We start from the raw sequence: 22522 nt of genomic DNA, 5'->3' as shown, positions 1-22522 counted from the left end.
CCTACGTCAACCCTTCTGGCAACGTCGTTATCCGAAAGGCTCCGCTTGTCAGCGCGATCTGACCCGCACCCGCATGGCGCCGCCGGCCCCGGCCTCCACGTCGAAACGGCCCGTGGCGCGGATCAGGTCCGACAGTTTGGCGTGGCCGTAGGTGCGCTGGTCGAAGTCCGGGTAGGCGTTCCTCAGTCGGTTGCCGATGCCGCCGATGTTGACCCAGCCGTCGCCGTCCTCGTCCATGTCGGCGATGGCGGCGGCGATCAGGCGCACGGCGTCTGCGGGCTTCTTCTCCGCGACAGGGGCGGGCGAAGCTTCGTCGTTGTCCGCTCCGGCGCCCGCCCGTCCGGTCAGGTTCTCGGTGTAGATGAAGCGGGTGCAGGCCTGGCGGAAGCTCTCGGGCGTCTTGCGCTCGCCAAAGCCGTAGACAGGCACGCCCTGTTCGCGGATGCGCGCCGCCAGCCGGGTGAAGTCGCTGTCCGACGACACCAGGCAGAAACCGTCGAAACGCCCGGAGTGCAGCAGGTCCATGGCGTCGATCACCAGGGCGATGTCGCCCGAGTTCTTGCCCTTGGTGTTCTGGAAGTTCTGCTGCCACTGGATGGCCCAGCGGGGCAGGACGTCGATCCAGCTTTTCAGCGAGGGGCTGGCCGCGTCGCCGTAGATGCGTCGGGCCGAGGCCTCGCCCAGGGTGGCGATCTCGGTGAACAGGGCTTCCGCAATCCGGGCCGAGGCGTTCTCGCCGTCGATCAGAACGGCCAGGCGCGGCGCGCGGGCGGCGGTGGGCAGGTCGGTCGGCATGGGCAGGGCCTTGTGTTGACGCGCCGCCAGCCTCGGCCCGCACGCGGGCGCGGTCAACCGCCGACGGGCGTGCTACAGGGCAGTCATGACCAACGCACTCCGCCGCCTGATCGACCTGCCCGGCGTCGATGATCTGGAACTGAAGGCGCTGATGAAGCCGCGCTACGCCGATCCCGACGCCCGTGACGAATTCCCCGAGATCGACGCCCTGACCAGCGCCCTGTTCGGTTTGACCGGCGACGAAGCCGAGGCCGTCGAACGCCCGGCTGACTGGGACGACATCCACCGCCTGTCTGGCGCTGATCTGGCTGAAGCTTTTGAAGTTCTGGGTTGGGACGTGACCGACAAGCGCCGCAAGCCTCTGCGGCTGCTGCCCCACTACGCCCTGCCCCTGGCCCTCGCCGTTCGCGGCGTCGCCGGCGATCTGCCCTTTGTGCCCGAGCCGGATCATCCGGCGACCGACTGGGGTTCCAGCCTGGCCGCCGACGCCGCCCGTTTCAGAAAGCGCTAGAGACGAACGAAAAAGGCCGGCGGGTCGCCCCGCCGGCCTTTCCGTTGGTATCGGCTGCCTGGCCCTACTGGGCCGTCGTCGGAGCCGCCGCCGTGCGCACCTCGACCGGCAGGCCGAGGGCGTCCAGCTGCGGCTTGACCACCGAGGCGTCGCCGACCACCACCCAGACGAAGGTGTCGGGCTTGATGGCGGCGCGAGCGGCGGCGTCCATCTGTTCCGCCGTCAGGGCGTTGATGCGGCCCGCCAGTGCTTCCTGATAGCCGTCGGGGCGGCCGTAGAGGGCGTTGGAGCGCATCGCGCCCAACACCTGGGCCGAGGTTTCGTAACTGCCCGACAGGCCGCGCGTGTCGCCCAGGACCGTGCGGTCGCGTTCGGCCTGGGTCACGCCGTCGGCGCCCAGGAAGCGCTCGTATTGGCCGATCAGGGCGGCGATCGACTCGCCCGTGCGGTTGGCCTGAACGGGTGCGTTGACGATATAGGGTGAGCGGTTCTGCAGCGTGTTGACGCTGCCGCGCACGCCATAGGACCAGCCCTTGGTCTCACGCAGGTCGGCGTTGATCCGCGACAGGAAGTCGGCGCCCAGCACCGTGTTGGCCGTGGTCAGGGTCAGGATGTCGTCGCCGCCCGACACCGGCAGGACCTGACCGCCGTAGATCAGCGACTGCGGCGACTGGGGCCGATCGATCAGGACGATGCGGGCCGAGGTCTGGGGCAGGGCGGTGGTGAAGGCCTTGGTTCCCTTGGCCGTCGTCGGCGCGCGCCAGTCGCCGAAAGCGGCTTCCAGTTGCGGCTTCAGTTCGGCCAGGGGCAGGTCCGAGACCACGAACAGCTTGGCGTTGTCCGGCCGGATCCAGGCGGCGTGGTCGGCGACCAGATCGGCGCGCGTCAGGCTGCGGATGACCGCTTCGTCGCCGGTGCCGCTGAACGAACGGCCATAGGGATGGCTGTCGCCATAGATCAGCGGCGGCAGGGCGCGACCGGCGATCGCGGCCGGCTGGGTCTTCTCATTGGCCAGACCGGCCAGACGCTGGGCGCGCAGGCGCTCGACCTCGGCCGGGGCGAAGGCGGGGTTGCGCACCACGTCCGACAGCAGGGTCAGTGACGGCTGCAGGTTAGTCGTCACCGTCGACAGGCTGGCCGTGGTGCGGTCCATCGACGAGCCGACCAGGACGCTGGCGCCCAGACGTTCCTGCGCCTCGGCCAGGGCCTTGGAGTCCCGCGTCGTCGTGCCTTCCTGCATGACGTTCAGCATCAGGGTGTGGGCGCCCAGACGGTCGGCGCGGTCGGCGGCGACGCCTGCGTCGAACTCCAGGGCCACGCGGGTCACCGGCACGGTGGTCGAGCGGGCGTAGACCACCTCGATCCCGTTCGACAGGGCGGCGCGCTCGACGGCCGGGAAGTCGACGTTGGACACCTCGCCGATGGCCGGGGTCGCCTCGCGAGCCACGCGCTGGATCGGCGCGGCCGGGGTCGGGGTCGCGCCGGACGGGGCGGCGGCGGCATCGACATAGGCTTCACGTTCGCCGGGCATGACGATCTGGCTGTAGACGGGGCGGCTCAGCCACTTCTTCATTGCGGCCTGCACCTGGGCGGGGGTCACCGCCGCATAGGCCGCCAGCTCCTTCTTGTAGAAGTCGGGATCGCCTGCATAGAGCTGGCCCTCGGCCAGGACCGAAGCCTTGCCGTTGGCCATTTCCAGGCCCTGGATGCGGCGCGAGGCGAACTGGGTCACCACCCGGTCGATCTCGTCCTGGGTCGGGCCGTTGGCGATCAGGTCAGCCAGGACCTCGTCCATGCGCCTGGCCACGGCGTCGGCGTCGGCGCCCGGCTTCACCATGGCCGAGTAGCTGAACATGCTGACGCGCTGGAACACCTGGTTGCCGGCCGAGACGCCGGAGGCGATCTGCTCGTCGCGCACCAGGACGTTGTCCAGACGTGAGCTGGCCAGGCCGCCCAGCACCGAGGCGCCGACGCTCAGCGGCACCGAGTCCGGGTCGGTCATGCCCGGCGTCGTCCACGTGCGGCTGATGCGGGTCTGGGCCACGCGGTCGTGCAGCACCTGCTCGACGGGGGCCGCCAGGGTCGGGATCGGGGCCGCCGCGGGGGTGTTGACCGGGCCGCGGGCGATGGCGCCGAAGTAGCGCTGGCTCAATTCGCGGGCCTTGGCCTCGTCGATGTCGCCCGACAGCACGAGGATGGCGTTGTTCGGACCATAGTTCTCACGGAACCAGTCGCGCACCGTCTCCATGCTGGCGGCGTCCAGGTCGGCCATCGAGCCGATGGTCGAGTGGCGATAGGGGTGACCCTCGGGGAAGAGGGCTTCCAGCGTGGCGTAGTAGGTCAGGCCGTAGGGCTGGTTGTCGCCCTGGCGCTTCTCGTTCTGGACGACGCCGCGCTGCAGATCCAGCACCTCCTGGCTGACCTGGCCCAGCAGATAGCCCATGCGGTCGGATTCCAGATACAGGGTGTAGTCCAGCGCAGGGGTCGGCACCGTCTGGAAGTAGTTGGTGCGGTCGAACCAGGTCGTGCCGTTCAGGCCCGTGGCGCCCGCCGCGTTCATCGTCTGGATGTGGCTGGACGGCGAGTTTTCCGACCCGCCGAACATCAGGTGCTCGAACAGGTGGGCAAAGCCGGTCGAACCCTTGGGCTCGTCCTTGGAGCCGACATTGTACCAGACCGACACCGCCACCACCGGCGCCTTGCGGTCCTCGTGGACCAGGACGGTCAGGCCGTTGTCCAGCTGGAAGCGCTTCCACGGAATGTCGACGCGGGCGACCAGCTCCGACACCGGGGCTGCGCGCAGCGGCGTGGCCGAGGGCGCGGCTGCGGCGGGCGCGGCGACGGGCGCCGAGGTATGGGCCAGAACGGGCGAAGCGACGGCCACAAGGGCGGCCAGCGCAACGGAAGAGGCGGCAAGGCGCATGGATTTCAGTCCCCAACAATGATGCTGGGCCGAACCTTAGCCGCGCATCACCGAACGGCAACGCGACACATTGCTATGTGAACGATTGTTCATGTTCAGACCTTGCCGTCAGGTTGCGACCGCGGCCTTCAGCGCCTCCAGCGCTTCCTTCGCCTCGCGCATCTCCCGCCTGGCCTGGGCGGCCTCGCGCCGGGCGTCCATCACCTCGCTCCGATAGGCGTCGGGCGCCGCCTTGAGCTGATCCCAGTAGAGCGACTTCAGCTCATACTCGGGGTCGTCGTATTTCGACTCCGGCGTCAGGGCGAAGCGCGCGCTCATCATCTCGCCGTTGAAGCGCGCCGCCAGCAGCACCTCCAGCGGCGTGTTCTCGAAGCTGTGGGCCTTCTCCTGCCGATCCATCAGTCGCACATAGACCTCGGCGAGCCGCGCCAGCCCCTGGGCCTCGGGCAGCCGCCGCATCAGCAGGGCCCGGCCCGAGGCGATCATCGCCGTCGAGGCCAGCACCACCGCCTTGCCCTCATGGGCGTCCTCGGCCGTCAGCGGCGCGAACAGGGCATGGGCCATCGCCGCCTGCGCCGCTGCTTCTTCCTCCGCCTTCACCGCCCTGGCCTCTTCCTGCGCCGCCTCGCGCGCCTTGGCCGTCTCGATGGCGATCTGATCGCCCCAGTCGCGCTTGGTCGCGCCGTGCACGGTGATCCGCTTGCGCAGCGCATGGCCCGACACCCGCCACCGCTCGCTCAGCTCCGGCACGGTCGCCCCGTTGCGATACTCGTCGAGAATGATCTCCCACGTCGCCCTCGACAGCCGATAATGGGCTGGCCCACCCTTCAGGTTCCCGCTCATCCGCCCAGCATGGGCGCCGTCGGCGGCTACGGCGGGCAAATCGTCCCGATCCGCCCTTAAGCCGCTGAAAACCCAGGCAGGGAAGTGCGAGGTAGCTGGTGTATTCTAGGCGATCAGGCGGACGTCGCAGATGAAGCGTTCCAGGGTCATCAGATGCGGGCGGATGGCTTTCGGATAGGCGTCGACCAGCTCAGTCGGGACCACCAGTTGCAATTGCGCCGCCTGCATCTCGGCGAACTGGTTCTCCGATACGCCCTCCTGAAGCGTCAGCAGGTGTTTGGCCGGAATGCGATCCGCCTCGTTCAGCACTTGCCGCCAGCGGTCGCGCGCTGTGGTCTTGGCCGCCAGCATGCGCAGGCGTTCGGCGGGGAAGGCGCTGTCAGCATAGGCCGCAGCGGACGGGAACAGGAAGTCCGGCTTCTTATCGCCCTCGGACCTTGCGCCGTGGCTGAAGTGCCGGCCCTCGACCAGTCCTTCCTCAAGAAAGATCTCGCGTGCATGCAACTCCAGCGAGCGGCCCGAGCGTGACTTGCGCCTTTGCAGGATGGTCTGGGCCAGCGACAGGAAGAACGACAGCGAAGCGAATCCGTCCCTTACCTTCGGTCCTTCCAGCGCCTCCTCCACCGACTGGAAGATCTCGAACTCGCATTGGCGCCGCCGGATCAGGCGGTCATCCGGCGTCTGGCTTTGCAGGGGGCCAAGCGCGACGGTCCTGTGCACGATCTCCGCCGCCGTCGGAAAGCGCACCAGCCAGTCGGCCGGCATGTCGGACGGCCGCAACATGCATGAGGAGGCGGGCAGGCGTGGCGGGAACAGGTCGGCTTCGCCCGGCCGCCATATGACAGACCGCTTCGGCTCAACCGGTCCGACCAGATCCTCGATGACCTCGTCCTGATAACCCTCGCAGACCCAGAGGCGGCGGTCCTGTCGAAGACAAAGACGGCGAGGGCCCCGGTGCTGTCGGGGTCCAGCAGGGCGGAGGCCGCGCCGCCCCAGCCCGTTATTCGGGTCTCGTCGCGGGTGCCGTCCGGGCCCGTATGTTTGTTATTGTACCAGGTCGCTGTGACCTGACGCACTACCGGGTGCGAGTCCACAAAGGCGTTGGATTTCGTGCATCCGGATTTGGGAGGTCAGGCACGACCTCAAAGAGAAGGTCCTTGGGGATGTAGGGGCCGGCCTGTGCCGGTATCAGCTTGAGCTAATGCTCAGCTTGCGCCAACATTTGGCATGGCCAAGGGCGTGTTCACTACCAAGCTAAGTCCGGGTTACGACGATCTACCCGAGGAGCGATACCATTTCCCCCGCACCTATCTGCGGCAGGTCGAGCAAACGATTGGTGACACCATCGTCTATTATGAGCCGCGACGCGGCTCAGTAGAGCTGAGCAGCCGAGGTGGACGTCAAGCTTACTTTGCCGTAGCGCGGCCCTATGCGATCTCGGATGATCCCAAAAGCTCCGATCACTTTTACTGTCACGTTGCCGATTATCTAGATTTCGAGCGGGTAGTACCGTTCCGCAATGGCGAGAGTTATCTGGAAAGCATGCTTCAGCGCGAAGACGGCGGGACGAACAAGGGGGCGTTTGGCCGTTCCGTTCGCATAGTGCCGGAAGACGAGTTTGAGGATATTCTCGCGGCTGGATTCAGCAAATCGCCTATCGACTTCGCGGTCCAAAATGATTCGCCCATTGTCCCGCTCCCGGGATTTGATGAACCTCCCGCTCCCTTTGAACGTCCAATGATCGAACTCACGGTCATCAAGCCGTTCCGGGATGTTGCCTTCCGGCGATCAGTTCGCGCTGCATACGACAACCGTTGTGCTGTGACGGGTCTTCGCCTGATCAACGGCGGTGGTCGACCTGAGGTGCAAGCCGCTCATATTCAGGCGGTCGAGGATAAGGGGCCGGACTCTGTGCGGAATGGATTGGCCCTGTCTGGCACTATCCATTGGATGTTCGATCGGGGTTTGCTGTCAGTGGCCGACGATATGACCATCTTGAAGGCGAAGGGCCATCTGCCTGCCGAGGTGGAGCGTCTCATCAACGTGAGCGGGCGGCTGAATCTACCGAAAGACCCGGGGCAATGGCCTCACCCGGCCTATTTGACCTATCACCGCGAGCATCGATTCAAAGGCTAGGGCCGCTCTGACGGGGCGTAGGGCTCCGGCTCGAAGCGGATCAGATCATATTTTGCGGCAAACCACTCGACGAAGTCGATTGGTGAAAGCCCGTCGGTCCAATGGCGCTTCAGGTCTTCTCTGGAGAGACCGGCGTCAGCGGCGGTAATGCGCCACTCACGGCGAAACGTTCGATCAACTTCGGCGATCCAGCTGTGCTCGGACGCTGACTTTGTCACGCCTGTCTCCTCAGAGGGCTACGCCTGCAAACGTGCCCAGGGCGTAAATGAGGATCAAGCGGCAATCATAGAAGGTTGGAGCGCAGCATCGTTAGCTGCGCCCCGAGCCATCAATCCTCATCCATCTTCAGGGCCGCGATGAAGGCTTCCTGCGGGATCTCGACCTTGCCGAACTGGCGCATGCGCTTCTTGCCGGCCTTCTGCTTCTCCAGCAGCTTCTTCTTGCGGGTGGCGTCGCCGCCGTAGCACTTGCTCGTCACGTCCTTGCGCAGGGCGCGGACGGTTTCGCGGGCGATGATCTTGCCGCCGATAGCCGCCTGGATCGGGATGACGAACATGTGGGGCGGGATCAGCTCCTTCATCTTCTCGACCATGCCGCGGCCGCGGGTCTCGGCGCGGGCGCGGTGGACCAGCATCGACAGGGCGTCGACCGGCTCGGCGTTGACCAGGATGCTCATCTTCACCAGGTCGCCGACCTTGTAGTCGGTGATCTCGTAGTCGAAGCTGGCGTAGCCCTTCGAGATCGACTTCAGGCGGTCGTAGAAGTCGAACACCACCTCGTTCAGCGGCAACTCATAGACCACCAGGGCGCGGCTGCCGACGTAGGACAGTTCGACCTGGGTGCCGCGGCGATCCTGACACAGCTTGATGACGCCGCCCAGGTATTCGTCGGGGGTCAGGATGGTGGCCTTGATCCACGGCTCGCTGATGCTTTCGATCTGCATCACGTCGGGCAGGTCGGCCGGGTTGTGCAGATCGATCTCGCGCCCGTCGCGCAGGCCGATCTTGTAGACGACCGAGGGGGCCGTCGCGATCAGGTCCAGGTTGAACTCGCGGCTCAGGCGCTCCTGGATGATCTCCAGGTGCAGCAGGCCGAGGAAGCCGCAGCGGAAGCCGAAGCCCAGGGCGGCGCTGGATTCCATCTCGAAGGTGAAGCTGGCGTCGTTCAGGCGCAGCTTGCCGATGGCGGCGCGCAGGTCCTCGAAGTCGGCGGCGTCGACCGGGAAGAGGCCGCAGAAGACCACCGACTGGACTTCCTTGAAGCCCTTCAGCGGTTCGGCGGTCGGTTTCTTCTCGTCGGTGATGGTGTCGCCGACGGCGGCGTGGGCCACTTCCTTGATCTGGGCGGTGATGAAGCCGACCTCGCCCGGGCCAAGCTGCTCGACCGGGGTGTTCTTGGGTAGGAAGACGCCGACGCGGTCGACCAGGTGGGTCGAGCCGGACTGCATCATCTTGACCCGCATCCCGGCCTTCAGCACGCCGTCGAAGACGCGCACCAGCAGCACCACGCCGAGATAGGGGTCGTACCAGGCGTCGACCAGCATGGCCTTCAGCGGGGCGTCGATATCGCCCTTGGGCGCGGGCAGGCGCGCGACGATGGCCTCCAGCACGTCCTCGATGCCGATGCCCGACTTGGCCGAGCACATGACGGCGTCCGAGGCGTCGATGCCGATGACGTCCTCGATCTGGGCCCGCACCCGATCCGGCTCGGCGGCGGGCAGGTCGATCTTGTTCAGGACCGGCACGATCTCGTGGTTGTTGTCGATCGCCTGATAGACGTTGGCCAGGGTCTGGGCCTCGACGCCCTGCGAGGCGTCCACCACCAGGATCGAGCCTTCGCACGCGGCCAGGCTGCGCGACACTTCGTAGGCGAAGTCGACGTGCCCCGGCGTGTCCATCAGGTTCAGAACATACTCCAGCCCGTCCTGGGCCTTGTAGTTCAGGCGCACGGTCTGCGCCTTGATGGTGATGCCGCGCTCCTTCTCGATATCCATATTATCAAGGACCTGTTCCGACATTTCCCGCGCGGTCAGGCCGCCGGTGTGCTGGATCAGCCGGTCGGACAGCGTGGACTTGCCGTGGTCGATATGGGCGACCACCGAGAAATTACGGATGCGTTCGATAGGGGGCGTCGTCATGGTCTGGCGCGCTTAGCATCCGCCGGGCGGGAACGCTACGGAAACGGCGATCAGCGTGCGCGCCATGCGGGCGCGTTCGACGCAGGCGTGCCGCGTGGATCTGGGCAAACGGTCAAGCTGAACGCGGCGCATGCGGTTTCGAACTGCGATCCGGCAGCAGAGTCCCTGTAAACTTTTCTAAAATGAGATCAGAAATCGCCATTGTCTTATCTTTTGTTTTTTGCGTGATAAATTTCTTAACTTCCGATTAACTGTGCCGGAACTGTTCGTATCAAGACGACGTTGCCGACTTGGAGCTCGGGCTGTGCCTGGGATGGGAGTGGGCGATCATGATCGGTCAAGAGCAGGCGCCGAGGGATGTATTTCATCCTCGGAATTACACATCAGGATCTGATCGTTCAGGGGCTGCGCGCAATAGAATCGGCATGATGTCGCAGAACGGCGCCCCAACACCATCAGCCTTCATCTGAAGCAACGGGAGGTGGATATGGGAGGCACTGTCCTGATTACTGGTGGCGCCGGCTTCGTCGGGCGTCATGTGGCCAAGGCCTTGCTGGAGCGAGGCTACAGGGTGCGCGCGCTGGACGCCCTGATCGAACAGGTTCACCCGACCGGCGTCCGCCCCCCGGACCTCGACCCCGAGGTCGAACTGCTGGTCGGCGATATTCGCGACGAGGCCATGGTCCGTCGCGCAGTTGCGGGGGTCGACAAGGTCATTCACCTGGCCGCCGAAGTCGGCGTGGGCCAGAGCATGTATGCCGTGGATCGCTACACCTCGGTTAACGATTACGGCACCGCCGTCCTGTTCCAGCAACTGATCGACCAGCCGGTGCAAAGGGTGGTCGTGGCCTCGTCCATGAGCATCTACGGCGAAGGCCTCTACCGCACGGTCGACGGCGAGTTGATGCAGGATGTGGTGCGAGGGCGTCGCAACACTGACGGCTCATGGGATCCTCTGGATGCGCAGGGGCGCGCCATGATTCCCGCCCCGACGCCCGAAACCAAGACGCCGACGCTGAAGAGCGTCTATGCAATCAACAAGTACGTCCAGGAATTGCTGACCCTGACCTTGACGGCCCAGTACGGGATGGAAGGGGTGGCTCTGCGTCTGTGGAATATCTACGGGCCAGGCCAGGCGCTATCGAACCCCTATACGGGAGTCTTGGCGATCTTCGCCTCTCGCATCGCTAACGGCCATTCGCCGATGGTGTTCGAGGACGGGCGCCAGCGCCGCGACTTCGTCCACGTCTCGGATGTCGCCCGGGCCTTCATGCTGGCGCTGGAGGAACCGGCGGCGAACGGCTCGACCTTCAACATCGGCTCGGGCGAGGACCGCTCGGTCGAGGAGGTGGCGCGGCTTCAGGCGGCGTCGATGGGGCGGGCCGACCTGGAGCCCTTGATCACCCAGCAGGCCAGAGCCGGCGATATCCGGCACAACATCCCGGACCTGACCAAGGCGCGCACGGTGCTCGGCTACGCGCCGCGGCAGGACTTTTCAGGCGGCCTTGCCGAGCTAGCTGAATGGGTGGCGCGCCAGGAGGCTGAAGACCGCGTCGTCGAGGCGCGACAGGAACTCGAGATGCGGGGGCTGGTCCTGTGACCCCCGCCGTCGATGACATGATGGGCGGTCAGGCTGTCCATTTTTGCGGAGCGTATGAAGTGCCGATGACGTCGAGAATTCGCAATCAGCACGTCCTTGTCGCCGGCGGGGCGGGCTTCCTGGGATCTCATCTCTGCGACCGGCTTCTGGCTGAAGGTGCGCGGGTGGTCTGTCTCGACAACCTGTTGACGGGAAGTCTGGCCAATCTGGAGGGCGCGTTTTGCCATCCGCACTTCGAATTTGTCCAGGCGGATGTGGTCAGCTCCTTGCCAAGGACGCTGACGCGTCGTCGATTCGATCGAATCTATAATCTTGCGTGCGCGGCGTCGCCGCCCCTGTACCAAGCCAACCCCGAGCATACGCTGATGACCAGTGTGCTGGGCACCAAGCATCTGCTGGACCTGGCGCAGGAGAAGGGCGCGCGATTCCTGCTCAGTTCGACCAGCGAGATCTATGGCGATCCCCATGTCCACCCGCAGCCCGAATCCTATTGGGGCAACGTCAATTCGACGGGGCCGCGGGCCTGCTATGATGAAGGCAAGCGCTGCGCCGAGACCCTGAGTTTCGATTTCGACCGGGCGGGGCGCGGCGAGGTGCGGGTGGCGCGGATTTTCAACACCTATGGGCCCCGCTTGTCGGCCGCGGACGGCCGGGTGGTTTCGAACCTGGTCAGCCAGGCCCTGTCGCAGGCCGACATCACGGTCTTCGGCGACGGCAGTCAGACCCGTTCCTTCTGCTATGTCGATGATCTGGTCGGCGGGTTGATGGCGCTGATGGAGCACGACGGGCCTCAGCCGGGGCCGATCAATCTGGGCAACCCCACCGAGTTGACGGTGCGCGCCCTGGTCGATGTGGTTCTGGAACTGACCGGATCGTCGTCCGAGGTGATTTATCGTCCCTTGCCGACCGATGACCCCAAGCGGCGCCGACCGGATATTTCCAAGGCGGCGGCCGTGCTGGACTGGCGTCCGACAACCTCGCTGACGCAGGGGCTGAACGCCACGATTGACTGGTTCGACGCTCAGGCCCGTTCACGATCGGCCGAGGCGCCGGCGGAAGTCGTCGCCCTGTCCGCCTGATCGACCGGGCGTGACGCCCGCACGATCTCAGGTTGCTGCTCGCCTCTGGCTGGATCAGCCAGAGGCGAGTTTGTTTTAGAAGCTGCGGCTGAGGCCGATCGCCAGATAGGGCTCGGTGTCGCGATCGCCCATGCGAGCGCCTACGGACACGCGCGCCTCGGTCCCTGCCATGGGCTGGAAGGCCACCAGTGCGCCCAGGGATTGTCGATCATAACTGGGGTCGCCCTCGATGATCGTCTCCAGGCCGAGGCGAAGGCCATTGGGTCTGGTGGCGCGGGTGACCTCGCCGCGGATGTAATAGTCCTCGATGCTGAAGGCGTAGGAGGCGTAGCCGGACAGGCGCCAGGCGCCGGAGTATCGGGCGCCGTCGATCGAAACCATGCCGTCCCACTGGCTTCCCTCCCGGCGATTTTGCGGGTCGGGTTGCGACAGGTCGGTGTTCGAGAAGCGCGCGCCTGCGGCCAGGTTCAGATAGCCCCAGTCGCCGGAGCGGCGGTTTACAAGCGACAGCTCGAGATTGACGTAGTCCGCCTCGATGTCGGTCGCGTTGCGTCGGTAGTCATAGGCGCCGGCCGAGGCGACGGGGCGGACGGCCCAGCCCTGGTCGGGCCGCGCGCCGGGCAGGGGGATCAGGGCGCCCGCATAGGCGAAATGGTCATCGGCGATGAAGCCGCCGCCAAAAATCACAGGCTCGTCCTGGGCCAGGGCCGGCTCCGCCAGGCAGGCGCCGAGCATGGTCGCTGCAAGCATGAGTTTCGGCTGGCGGTGACGCGGTGCGACGGTCATAGGCTGTATTCCTCCCATTAAGCTTGGCCGTTAGCAGATGTCGAACGCTTCGTCGGAAGATACGGTTCCGCTTATCAAATGACATCAAATGAACAGAGAGTCCTGATTTTATACTGCTTACGCTGAAGCTCGTGCACGTGTGATTAAGTTTGGTCGTGCAGGCTGGCGTCAACATCAGCGACAGGCCCGAACGATGCGTCACCTTTCGACACGTCGAAATTTTATTGGTGGCGTTCTCGTCGCCCCGGCGCTCATGGGCGCGGTCAGTCTCGCCGAGACGGAGGGCAGGATGGGCGCGGGAAAAACCCGACGTCCTGCCGGGCCTTATCTGGGGGCGGCGGTTCGGATCGATCAGATCGAGGCGGACGCCCGGTTGGCGGAGGCGGTGCTGCGCGATTGCAGTTCCCTGACGCCCGAAATCGACATGAAGTGGGACGCCTTGCAGCCGGGGCCGGGTAATTGGCGCACGGGTCCGGCGGACGGCCTGGTCGCCTTTGCGCGTCGTCACAGTCTTGAGGTGCGCGGCCATACCCTGTTGTGGGACCAGAGCACGCCGGTCTGGGCCAAGGCGCGACTGGAGCGGTCGCCGGGCGACTGGAAGATCATCGCCGACTATTTCGAGGCGGTGCTGGGCCGCTACGGCGCGGTCGTGCGTGAGTGGGACGTGGTCAACGAACCGATCGATACCGAGGCGTCGGGGGGGCTGCGCGCCACCGTGTTCCACAAGGCCTATGGTCCGACCTATATCGAGCGCGCCCTGCACGAGGCGCGCGCCCATGCACCCAATGCACGCCTGGTCCTCAACGACTACGGCTTCGACTATGACAATCCGGTCGAGCATGAGCGACGTGCGGCCTTCCTCAGACTTCTCGAGCAGTTGAAAGCCAGCGGGGCGCCGCTGGACGGTGTCGGGGTTCAGGCGCATCTGGACCTCGGCAAGGGGCCGCTGAAGCGCGAAATTCTGGCGCCCTTCTTCTCACGGATCGCCGATCTGGGCCTGAGCATCGCCATCACCGAGCTGGATGTGAAGGAGGATGGCCGCCGGGGCGGCGTGGCCGAACGGGATCGCAAGGTCGCCGACCACGTTCAGGCCTATCTCGACATTGCCCTGGAGCAGCCGTCGGTGACGGGATTGACCACCTGGGGGGTGAGCGATCGCCACTCCTGGCTGGAGAAGCAGCCCATCCATCCTTCGGTCGCTCCGGCGAGCATGAACCGTGGCCTGCCCTACGACGGCGCCCTGGAGCCGAAGCCGGTCTACTGGGCCATTCAGCAGGCCATGTCCGGCGCCAAGGGTCCATCGACGCTTACGAGCCGCTGATGGCGGGCGCTTGTTCGGATCGGATCAGCGCCTCGTTGGCGTTGACCTTTTCCGTCCGTTCCCAGATCAGGCCGCCGTCGCGCATATACATCCAGAAGCCGAGCCAGATCGGCACCAGCCAGACGACCCACCAGATCATCAGGAACAGCGGGTTGACCTTCAGCATATAGGACAGTCGATCCGAGGTGCGGGTCAGAACCAGGGCCGTTCGATGCCATGTGCTGATGTAGAGGCCGATCATCGTGAGCACGAAGGCGGTGATGTTGATGAGCGACAGCCAGAACAGCCAGGGCGGTATGGCGGCGTTGTTGGCCCCATAGGTCAGGGCCCATATCCCGGTGGGGAAGCCTAGAGCATTGACCCACAGGGAGGCGCACGGCAGGAAATTCATCCAGGCCTTCATGGTCTGGCTCATTGAAAGCTTGAACTCGGTCAGCGGCAGGCTGAGACTTTGCAGGAAGCCGCAGACCCAACGTTTCCTCTGGGTGATGCCGCGGGCGAAGGTCAGCGGGACTTCTTCGATCAGCGGGGCCCTGACGACGGCCAGTTTCTTGCCGGCGGCCCAGAAACGCATCCCCACCTCGGGATCCTCGATCGCCAGCCAGGGGTGGAAGCCGCCAAGCCTCTGCAGATCGCGGGCGCGGAAGAAGACGCCCTTGCCCAGAATCCAGTAGGGGTGTTTGCCGTTGGCCGTCAGGTGGCGGTATTTGCGACCGTCCCAGGCCATGTGATCGAAGGCGTGCCAGCTGGCCGCAAGGCTGGCGTTCAGGTTGCCGGCGACGTTCTCGGCCTGAATGACGTCGTGGGTCAGCATCCCCGCCGCGCCAGCGCGGAAGTGATCGGGCGGCGGGCAGCTGTCGGCGTCAATATAGTCGATCAGGAAGTCTTCGCCCTGGGGGGCGTCTTCCAGGGCATGATAGAGGGCGTAGACCATCTGCCGCGTCTTCTTGGGCGGCAGGTTGCGGTTGTGGGCGAACTTGCCCTCCCGCCACCAATAGGCATGGGGGTTCTGGTCCCAGTCCTTCCAGACGATGTCCCATGACGGGTGACTGGTCGGCGGAATCTCCATGATGGTCAGGAAGTCGAACTCGGCCCGCAGTCTTTCCAGGCTGGCGATGGTGGCGGGGTCGTCGGCGTTCGGAATGGCGGTGACGCTCCAGCGGTCCTTGGGGTAGTCCAACCGGGACAGGGCCGTGAAGGTCGTGCGCATCGTCTCTTCCAGCTCGTGAAGGACGGGGTAGAGCAGCAGAATTCGCGGGCTTTCATCGTCGGGCGGCGCGGTGGCCGAGCTCACCAGATTAACTGGCCGCGTGAACAGGTACAGGTCGACCAGGAAGGTCAGGCCGTACAGAATCTGCGCGATGGCGAAGAGCGCCAGCCAGATGGCTGGGCCCGAGATCGGTTCGATGGCGTTCACCTTGAAGTCCCCTCCAGACCGCAAGCGCCGTGCGGCGCCAAATATGATGCTTGGTCAGGCCCCCCAGCGGGGCGATCACCAATTGCCCAACGCGCATTCCGTCATGAAGATGCATGAATAATGCAGAGGCTTTGCTCTTTATGCAGATGTTGCTGTTAAGTCGTGGTTCTTGGGGTGTGTTCGCATAGGCGAGCAAGGTCACGATTATGTTATTCTACTTGAAAATAGAAGTTTTATTGGTGTTGATTCGCTCTCAATTCATCCAGACGGCGTGGCGATTGGTCTGGAAGGAAAAACAAATGATAAGTTTGAGCAGATTTTCGCCTGTTTCTCGATGATTTCGAACGGTTTTGCGGCCGAAAAAGGGAGGGGAACACAGGGGTCGTTGTCCGATTTGTTGGTATCGGAGGCCGAGGGGCCTTCCTTTAACCAAGCTATCGGAGGGTTCATCGTGACTAGAAAACTCATGACTTCGGCCTTTGCGCTGACGGCCGTTCTGGCGTTTGGCGCGCTTCCAGCGGCCGCCATGAACAATCCCGGCGGCCATGGTCCGGGTAATGACGGAGGCACCAACGTCGAGGATTCGTACAACGACAATACGAAAACCGATGTGGATATCGACGATTCGTTCAACGACAATCGCGAATACAAATCCGAACTTGATGTCGATGTTGATGACTCGTTCAACGACAATCGCGAATACAAGTCTGAAGTCGATGTAGACGATTCGTTCAACGACAATTCAAAGGTTGAAGACTCTAACAACGACAACAGAGAATACAAATCTGAAATCGATGTTGATGATTCCTTCAACGATAATTCCAAGATCGAGGATTCCTACAACAGCGACTCCTCGACTAATGATTCGAACAACGACAACTCGGATAATTCGACAACCAACATCCGGGTCGCCCTGTCGATTCAAAATCTTGAAGCGAGCGTGAGCGGCTTCGAGTTCGATGTCGGCGGCGGCGGCCATCGTGACGATGACGGTGGTTCGTTGCGCACCGGCGACATCAGCAACTCCGGCGGCGCCTTCGCCGGCTTCGCTGGCATTCAGACCGCGACCTACAATACGGGCTTCGCGGCCACCAACCAGGCGGCGACGGCGATCAGCGCCAACGCCAACGTCACCTTCGGCAACGGCGGCTGACGGAAGGATCGGGGCCGGCCAGGCGCAACGCCTGGCCGGCTTTGTTCTCGTCTGGTTCAGGGAGGCTGCAGCCATGCTGCGTTATCTGACGAGCGTCCTTTTCGGCGCGCCCGTACTTTTGCTTGCTTCTGTTGTCGTCGCTCAGACGGGGCCCGGCGTTACGACACCGGACACGGCCGCGTCTGCGATTGTTGCGGCGGTCCCGATCCCCGTTCCGATCCCGGTCCCAGTCCCGCTACCGGCTGCGGCGCCGGTGCCGCTCAGCGCCGATGAGCTTGAAGGGGAGAGCGGCTGGCAGGGGGTGATGGTCTATGCGGGCTCCACCCAGAATCTGACCGCGACCAATTCGGGCAACAGCATCCATGCCGGCACGGTCGGTTCGGGTGATATCAATCTCGCCGAGGGGGCCTTCGCCGGCTTCTCAGGCATCGGCAATTTCGTCGTCAACAGCGGCCACAACAACAACCTGCAGGGGTCGCTCAGCATCATTGTCGTGTCACCGTGAAGGTGTCTGGCTTTACAGGCGTTGCGGCGGCGGCTGTCCTGACGGCGGCCGGTCTTGTCGCGCCGGCGACGGCCCAGGTCGCCATCAGTCAGGGCGGCGGCAACTACTCTGTTCAGGTTGTCAGCTACCGCGACATTCCCTTCAGGACGGTGGTGCGTCAGGAGTACGACTACAGTTGCGGTTCAGCCGCCCTGGCGACCCTGCTTCGCTACCACTACGGACGGGACGTCGCCGAGCACGAAGTCTTTCTCTACATGTACGAGAACGGAAACCGCGAGGCCATCGAGCGCGTCGGTTTCTCACTGCTGGACATGAAACGCTACCTCGAGACTCACGGGTTTGAGTCCGATGGTTTTCGCATGAGTCTTGACGCGCTGGAGGAGGCGGGGGCGCCGGCCATCGTCGTCATCAACCAGCAGGGGTATCGGCACTTCGTGGTGCTGAAGGGCATGGCGGGGGATCGTGTGCTGGTCGGCGATCCGGCCCTGGGTCTGAGGGCTTATAGTCGCGAGGAGTTCACGTCGATGTGGAACGGGATCGCCTTCATGATCCGGGATTCCGCCGATCACTACAACCTGGCCGCCGATTGGCGTCCGTTCGCCAAGGCGCCGATGGATCGCGCCCTGCCGACGGACTCTCTGGCCGAGCTGACGCGTGAGCTGCCGCCCCTCTATCAGATCACGACGACCTTCTCGCTAGATCCTTATCTGCGGTGATGAAGATGTTTCGTATTCGCGTATTCGACCTGAGTCTTTGTCTCGCCGCCCTGATGCTGGCCCAGCCAGCACTCAGTCAGACGACGTCTGACGCTTCGACGCCCTTCTCTTCGGAAATGGTCCCGATGACCGACGAAGAGCTGGCGGACATGCGCGGCGGCTTCCTGACGGCAGGCGGAGTGGTCTTCGACTTCGGCGCTATCGTGCGCACCTACGTCGGCGGCGCTCTGGCGCTGGAAACGCGGCTGACCTGGACGCCGACCGGCCCGGTCACGGCGCAGGTGACGGGCGATCTGCCGGGCTGGACGCCCTTGGTTCCAGGTCAGGTCGGCGGACTGAATCTGACCGGGGTTCCGGACGGAGCCAACGGTTTGGTCCTGACCGATGCGAACGGCTCGACGGCCCTGATCCACAACGTCATGAACGGCCAGTTGCAGAACATGGTGCTCAACGCCGCCAATGGTCGCGACATCCGGCAGGAAATGCAGGTGATGCTGACCCTGCCCAATTTTGAAGCCATGCAGAGGGACTATTCGCTCGACCGGCTGGGCTCCCAGATCGGTCAAGATCTCAACTGGGGCAGTATCCAGGGGTATGGACGCTGAATGCTTTTCACGCCTGCTCCTGGTTCGGCAGGCGAAGATTTGTCTTGAGGCGGGCTGCTCTGGAACTGGATTCGACTTCCGGTAGTTTTACCTTTCGTTAACAAAATGCGTTCGGGCCCGGGGAGGGGTGACAATGCATATGGGCGTTCCCTACGCGGGCTATCCAGAGGCCGTGCGCCACGGCTTGCGCGCGGCGCCGACAGCGCGCGCTGCGCTGCGTCGACCCCTTCGCCCCCCTGCCGATGTCGCGGCGCTAAGGGTGCTGAGCGCCATCACGACGCTGAGCGAGGATGAGCGAAGCCTGGTCCGAAAGCTGTGCCTCTATCGCGAGTCCATTCCAGCCGGCGCAGAGTTCGCACGTGAGGGCGAGCCGGCGCCAGCGCGCTTGATTGTCAGCGGCTGGGCCTGTCGTCAGCAGTCGCTGCCTGACGGGCGGCGTCAGATTTTCGGTTTCCTGATGGCGGGCGACACGATCGGCATAGGGATCAAGGCGCGGCCCCTGGATGAGTTGTCGACGGTCGCGGTGACGCGTGTCGAATGCGTCGACGCCCTGATGCTGCGAGAGATCCTGGCGGTTCAGGACGGGCGTCACGCTGGGCTTCAGAACGCCTTGGCGGCCGTTCGTCGCTATGAGGAGGCCTGCCTGCTTGACCATGTGGTGCGGTTGGGGCGGCAGTCCGCGCACGAGCGCACGGCGCACTTCCTGCTGGAATGGCGGCAGCGCTGCCGGATCGCCGGCCTTGCCGAGGGCGAGCGCTTCCCCATGCCGCTGACGCAGGAGGTGCTGTCGGATGCGCTGGGACTGAGCATCGTTCATCTCAATCGCACGCTTCAGCACATGAAGAGAGAGGGCTTGATTGAGGTGAAGCGTGGATGGATCGCCTTGCTGGATATCGTCCGGTTGAAATTCATTTGCGATTATCAGGCGCGGTATCCTGTTCAAGAAGTGATGGAATGACCGTTTCAGTCGAAATTTGAGTTCCGTTTCTTATCAATAAGCAATGCGCATGGTGGGTGCGCGTGTTTGTCTTCTGTCTGTTGGCAAGGGAGGCTGGTGTGTATTTTCGGAAAACCATTCATCTGTTGAGCGTGTCTTCACTTGCAATCGTCTTTGTCTGCGCCTCCGAGGGGATCGCGCGGGCTCAAGAGGAGGATCCCGCCGCGCGGCTGGCGCGGTTGGAGGCTCTGGTGACGGAGCAGACTCGTCGCCTGAACGAGCAGGAGGCCTTGCTGGCGCGGCAGGCAGAGTTGCTGGAGGCGCAATCGCGCCGGATCGACGACCGTTGGCGCGTGGCGGACCGCTTCACCGAAGCGACGGCGCTGGAGCAGGGCGGCGTCGGCGCCCCTGTCGCATTGCCGGGCGCGACCGTTCTGGGGGCGGCCAGTCTGGAGGCGTGGCGCGCCGGTCAGGACCCCAATGTCCGGTCGCCTATCCAGGCGCCGCCTCCGCCCACACTGAATGATCGGCGTCTGCAGTTGGCGGCGGTGCCCGAAGAAGTGGCGGTGCTCAGCCCGGCGGGGAAGGCGACGTTCGACATTTCGACAGAGTACACGCGGTCTTCCGCCAATCGACTGGTGTTCCGGGGGGTCGAGATCGTGCCCGGCCTTCAGATTGGCGTGATCGAGGCCAGCGAGGCGGATCGCGACACCTTCGGCGCCACGATCGCGGGCCGTTACGGCATCACCGACCGGATCGAGGTGGATGCGCGCATTCCCTATCTGAGGCGCAGCGACACCATCACCACGGTGCAGCAGCGCGACGAGGCCGTGACGCGCACCATTGATCTGAAGGGCAGGGGCATCGGCGATGTCGAGGCGGGCATCCGCTATCAGATCAACGGCGGCGAAAAGGGACGTCCGGTCTTCGTGGTCGGCCTGCGCGCCAAGAGCGATACGGGCGAAGGGCCGTTCGATATCCCGCGTGACGAGTTCGGCGTCGCCAGTCGTCTGGCGACCGGGTCAGGCTTCTGGGGTGTCGAGCCGAGCATCAGCATGCTCTATCCCAGCGATCCGGCGGTCATCTTCGCCAACCTGAGCTACTTCGCCCACCTGCCCAAGGACATCGACAAGACCGAGGGCGATATCCTGATCGGGCGGGTCAACCCCGGGGATTCGATCGGCATGGGCATCGGCTTCGCCTTCGCCCTGAACCAACGCTTCTCGTATTCGCTGGGCTACAAGCACAACTACATCCGGCCGACGACGACCGAGTTGAACGACGTCACCGAAAAATCCAAGAGCCTGCAGGTCGGCGCCCTGACTTTCGGGATGTCCTATCGCGTGACTAACCGCTTCTCGCTGAACGGCAACTTCGAGTTCGGCGTGACCGAGGATGCGCCCGACATGCGGTTTGTGCTGCGGGTGCCTGTGGCCTTCTAGGGCGGAGGCGGCGTGCGCCCGAAGCCGTCGGCTGTCAGTCTGCGATCCATCCGCCGATGGGCGGTTGGATGGTGTGGTGATTTGAAGAAGAGATGGTGGACGCGACAGGGATTGAACCTGTGACCCCTACGATGTCAACGTAGTGCTCTCCCGCTGAGCTACGCGTCCGCCTTTTCTGCGGCCCGTCCGACTGATGTGTCGGTGGGCGGGAAGGCGGCGTCTATAACCCGCAGTTCGCGGGGGCCGCAAGAGGCTTGTGTCTTCTTTTTTCGTATTTTTTCGTTAGGCGGCGATCATGCGTTCAACCTCGTTCACCAGGTCGCGCAGGTGGACGGGTTTGGACAGGACCTTGGCCTGGGGCGTGGCCTGGGCGGCCGACAGCGCCACGGCGGCGAAACCGGTGATGAACATGATGCGGATGCCCGGCTGGCGCACGGCGGCGACGCGGGCGACCTCGATCCCGTCGGCGCCCGGCATGACGATGTCGGTCAGCAGCAGATCGTAGGGTCCCTGTTCCAGGGCGTCGATGGCGTCGTCGCCATTCTCGCAATCCACCACGGCATGACCGGCGCGTTCCAGCGCACGCGTCAGGAAGCCTCGAAGCGAGCCGTCGTCTTCGGCCAGCAGAATACGCGCCATGTGGAGATCAGGTCCTTGGAATATCAACGCGGAACCTAGGCCGCGATCTGTAAACTCGTGATGAAAATCACCCTGGGGGCGAGTGCGTAGAGGGGCGAAGTCGGGGATAAATCAGGCTATGGCCAAGCCATGAGCCCAGCGATGATCGACGCGACCTTCCGCCTGACGCCCGCGCAGACCGGACGGTCGTCGCCGCTGGTGTTCGCTTCGCCTCATTCGGGCGCCCTCTATCCCGAGGACATGGGCGCGGCCGAGGGCTTGTCCGAGGCGTCGCTGCGCAGCGCCGAGGATGCGGCGGTGGATCGGCTGCTGGCGGCCTCGTCCTCGGCGGGGGCGGTGCTGATCGCCGGGGAAATTGGCCGAGCCTATGTCGATCTCAACCGTGCGCCGGACGATCTGGACCCGGTCCTGATCGCGGATTGTCCCGATGGGCCGCCGCCGAGCCTGAAGACCCAGGCCGGTTACGGCGTCGTGCCGCGCCTGGCGGGGGACGGGACTGCGCTTTATGATCGCCGCTTGACCATGGCGGAGGCGAGGGGGCGCATCGCGCGGGTCCATGCCCCCTATCACGCGGCCCTGGCGGAACAGATGCTGGCTGCGCGCGAGCGTCACGGGCGGGCGATTCTGATCGACTGGCATTCCATGCCCGCGCGGGCTACGGGGCCGAACGGGCCTGACGTGGTGCTGGGCGACCGCTATGGCACGGCCTGCGCCACAGAGTTGACCCGGCGCCTGCGGGCCTTGTTCGAGGCCATGGGTTGGCGTGTGGCGCTGAACCGGCCCTATGCGGGGGGCTATGCGACGCAAACCTGGGGGCGGCCTGACGAGGGCTTTGAGGCCGTCCAGATCGAACTGAACCGGCGGCTCTATTGGGACGAGGCAGCGGGCGCGCCCTCGGTCGGCTGGGGGCGCTGTCAGTCGGGCTTGAACCGGGTGATCGCGGCGCTGGGCGATGACGTATCGACCTGAACGGATGG

General features: G+C 64.5%; 22 protein-coding genes and 1 tRNA gene. 12 read left to right on the top strand and 11 right to left on the bottom strand.

Translation table 11 applies throughout. The features are described from left to right. Positions 1 to 48 precede the first annotated feature (48 nt). Positions 49 to 795, bottom strand: coding sequence for an NYN domain-containing protein (locus tag ACIQTU_RS13675; protein WP_400548122.1), 747 nt, complete (start codon positions 793 to 795; stop codon positions 49 to 51). An 85-nt stretch (positions 796 to 880) separates the two neighbouring features. Between ACIQTU_RS13675 and ACIQTU_RS13670 the strand changes: the two genes are divergently transcribed. Further along, positions 881 to 1306, top strand: a complete 426-nt coding sequence (locus tag ACIQTU_RS13670; protein WP_400548118.1) for a hypothetical protein — start codon at positions 881 to 883, stop codon at positions 1304 to 1306. A gap of 64 nt (positions 1307 to 1370) precedes the next feature. Here the strand turns inward: ACIQTU_RS13670 and ACIQTU_RS13665 are convergent, their stop codons facing one another. From ACIQTU_RS13665 to ACIQTU_RS13650, 4 genes are all read right to left on the bottom strand, one after another. After that, a complete protein-coding gene (locus ACIQTU_RS13665) occupies positions 1371 to 4229 on the bottom strand; it encodes a M16 family metallopeptidase (RefSeq protein ID WP_400548115.1) in 2859 nt (952 codons plus the stop codon). A gap of 108 nt (positions 4230 to 4337) precedes the next feature. After that, entirely contained in the window at positions 4338 to 5111 is a 774-nt protein-coding gene (locus ACIQTU_RS13660) for a hypothetical protein (protein ID WP_400548112.1), read from the bottom strand. A 66-nt stretch (positions 5112 to 5177) separates the two neighbouring features. Beyond that, positions 5178 to 5837: a type II restriction endonuclease gene (locus ACIQTU_RS13655; protein ID WP_400548109.1), complete on the bottom strand. Its 660-nt coding sequence runs from the start codon at positions 5835 to 5837 to the stop codon at positions 5178 to 5180. Beyond that, a complete protein-coding gene (locus ACIQTU_RS13650) occupies positions 5735 to 6166 on the bottom strand; it encodes an EcoRII N-terminal effector-binding domain-containing protein (protein WP_400548106.1) in 432 nt (143 codons plus the stop codon). Before ACIQTU_RS13650 ends, ACIQTU_RS13655 begins: the two co-directional genes overlap by 103 nt. A 133-nt stretch (positions 6167 to 6299) precedes the next feature. Between ACIQTU_RS13650 and ACIQTU_RS13645 the strand changes: the two genes are divergently transcribed. Further along, positions 6300 to 7208: an HNH endonuclease gene (locus tag ACIQTU_RS13645; protein ID WP_400548103.1), complete on the top strand. Its 909-nt coding sequence runs from the start codon at positions 6300 to 6302 to the stop codon at positions 7206 to 7208. Here ACIQTU_RS13645 and ACIQTU_RS13640 read toward each other — a convergent pair. Next, the gene (locus ACIQTU_RS13640) at positions 7205 to 7426 is read right to left on the bottom strand and encodes a hypothetical protein (protein WP_400548101.1); all 222 of its coding nucleotides are present in this window, start codon (positions 7424 to 7426) and stop codon (positions 7205 to 7207) included. The genes ACIQTU_RS13645 and ACIQTU_RS13640 overlap by 4 nt on opposite strands. Positions 7427 to 7536: 110 nt before the next feature. After that, on the bottom strand, positions 7537 to 9345 hold the full coding sequence (lepA, locus tag ACIQTU_RS13635; protein WP_400548099.1) for a translation elongation factor 4: 1809 nt from the start codon (positions 9343 to 9345) through the stop codon (positions 7537 to 7539). Between the two features lie 487 nt (positions 9346 to 9832). Between lepA and ACIQTU_RS13630 the strand changes: the two genes are divergently transcribed. Together ACIQTU_RS13630 and ACIQTU_RS13625 are read left to right on the top strand one after the other, a co-directional pair. Then, complete coding sequence (locus tag ACIQTU_RS13630) at positions 9833 to 10945, top strand: NAD-dependent epimerase/dehydratase family protein (RefSeq protein WP_400548096.1); 1113 nt, start codon at positions 9833 to 9835, stop codon at positions 10943 to 10945. A 17-nt stretch (positions 10946 to 10962) separates the two neighbouring features. After that, a complete protein-coding gene (locus tag ACIQTU_RS13625) occupies positions 10963 to 12024 on the top strand; it encodes a UDP-glucuronic acid decarboxylase family protein (RefSeq protein ID WP_400548994.1) in 1062 nt (353 codons plus the stop codon). A 75-nt stretch (positions 12025 to 12099) separates the two neighbouring features. Here the strand turns inward: ACIQTU_RS13625 and bcsS are convergent, their stop codons facing one another. Beyond that, positions 12100 to 12810 (bottom strand): cellulose biosynthesis protein BcsS, encoded by a 711-nt coding sequence (gene bcsS, locus ACIQTU_RS13620; RefSeq protein ID WP_400548093.1) that lies wholly within the window; start codon positions 12808 to 12810, stop codon positions 12100 to 12102. A 289-nt stretch (positions 12811 to 13099) separates the two neighbouring features. On the opposite strand from bcsS, the gene ACIQTU_RS13615 reads away from it, so the two are divergent. Then, positions 13100 to 14131: an endo-1,4-beta-xylanase gene (locus ACIQTU_RS13615; protein ID WP_400548090.1), complete on the top strand. Its 1032-nt coding sequence runs from the start codon at positions 13100 to 13102 to the stop codon at positions 14129 to 14131. Here the strand turns inward: ACIQTU_RS13615 and ACIQTU_RS13610 are convergent. Next, positions 14118 to 15548, bottom strand: a complete 1431-nt coding sequence (locus tag ACIQTU_RS13610) for a glycosyltransferase family 2 protein (protein ID WP_400548087.1) — start codon at positions 15546 to 15548, stop codon at positions 14118 to 14120. The genes ACIQTU_RS13615 and ACIQTU_RS13610 overlap by 14 nt on opposite strands. Before the next feature lie 169 nt (positions 15549 to 15717). On the opposite strand from ACIQTU_RS13610, the gene ACIQTU_RS13605 reads away from it, so the two are divergent. The 6 genes from ACIQTU_RS13605 to ACIQTU_RS13580 all read left to right on the top strand — a co-directional run bounded on the left by ACIQTU_RS13605 (position 15718) and on the right by ACIQTU_RS13580 (position 20906). Continuing rightward, positions 15718 to 16701: a hypothetical protein gene (locus ACIQTU_RS13605; RefSeq protein WP_400548084.1), complete on the top strand. Its 984-nt coding sequence runs from the start codon at positions 15718 to 15720 to the stop codon at positions 16699 to 16701. 73 nt (positions 16702 to 16774) lie between these two features. Continuing rightward, positions 16775 to 17206 (top strand): hypothetical protein, encoded by a 432-nt coding sequence (locus tag ACIQTU_RS13600; RefSeq protein ID WP_400548081.1) that lies wholly within the window; start codon positions 16775 to 16777, stop codon positions 17204 to 17206. 2 nt (positions 17207 to 17208) lie between these two features. Then, positions 17209 to 17922 (top strand): C39 family peptidase, encoded by a 714-nt coding sequence (locus ACIQTU_RS13595; RefSeq protein ID WP_400548078.1) that lies wholly within the window; start codon positions 17209 to 17211, stop codon positions 17920 to 17922. A gap of 125 nt (positions 17923 to 18047) precedes the next feature. Then, on the top strand, positions 18048 to 18527 hold the full coding sequence (locus ACIQTU_RS13590) for a hypothetical protein (RefSeq protein WP_400548075.1): 480 nt from the start codon (positions 18048 to 18050) through the stop codon (positions 18525 to 18527). A gap of 133 nt (positions 18528 to 18660) precedes the next feature. Further along, a complete protein-coding gene (locus ACIQTU_RS13585; protein ID WP_400548072.1) occupies positions 18661 to 19485 on the top strand; it encodes a Crp/Fnr family transcriptional regulator in 825 nt (274 codons plus the stop codon). A 230-nt stretch (positions 19486 to 19715) separates the two neighbouring features. After that, positions 19716 to 20906, top strand: coding sequence for a transporter (locus ACIQTU_RS13580; RefSeq protein WP_400548069.1), 1191 nt, complete (start codon positions 19716 to 19718; stop codon positions 20904 to 20906). Positions 20907 to 20999: 93 nt separating this feature from the next. Here ACIQTU_RS13580 and ACIQTU_RS13575 read toward each other — a convergent pair. Then, positions 21000 to 21074, bottom strand: a tRNA-Val gene (locus ACIQTU_RS13575). A gap of 114 nt (positions 21075 to 21188) precedes the next feature. Beyond that, positions 21189 to 21545 carry a cell cycle two-component system response regulator CpdR gene (gene cpdR / locus ACIQTU_RS13570; protein WP_105562479.1) on the bottom strand — a complete coding sequence of 119 codons (357 nt, stop codon included), beginning with the start codon at positions 21543 to 21545 and terminating at the stop codon, positions 21189 to 21191. A 141-nt stretch (positions 21546 to 21686) separates the two neighbouring features. Between cpdR and ACIQTU_RS13565 the strand changes: the two genes are divergently transcribed. Beyond that, entirely contained in the window at positions 21687 to 22514 is an 828-nt protein-coding gene (locus ACIQTU_RS13565; RefSeq protein WP_400548065.1) for an N-formylglutamate amidohydrolase, read from the top strand. Positions 22515 to 22522: the final 8 nt, after the last annotated feature.

The organism is Brevundimonas sp. NPDC090276, from assembly GCF_044772165.1.
Classification (GTDB): Bacteria; Pseudomonadota; Alphaproteobacteria; order Caulobacterales; family Caulobacteraceae; genus Brevundimonas.
The sequence above is the reverse complement of the archived record's forward strand: the minus strand, read 5'-3'. Positions and strand labels throughout refer to the sequence as shown.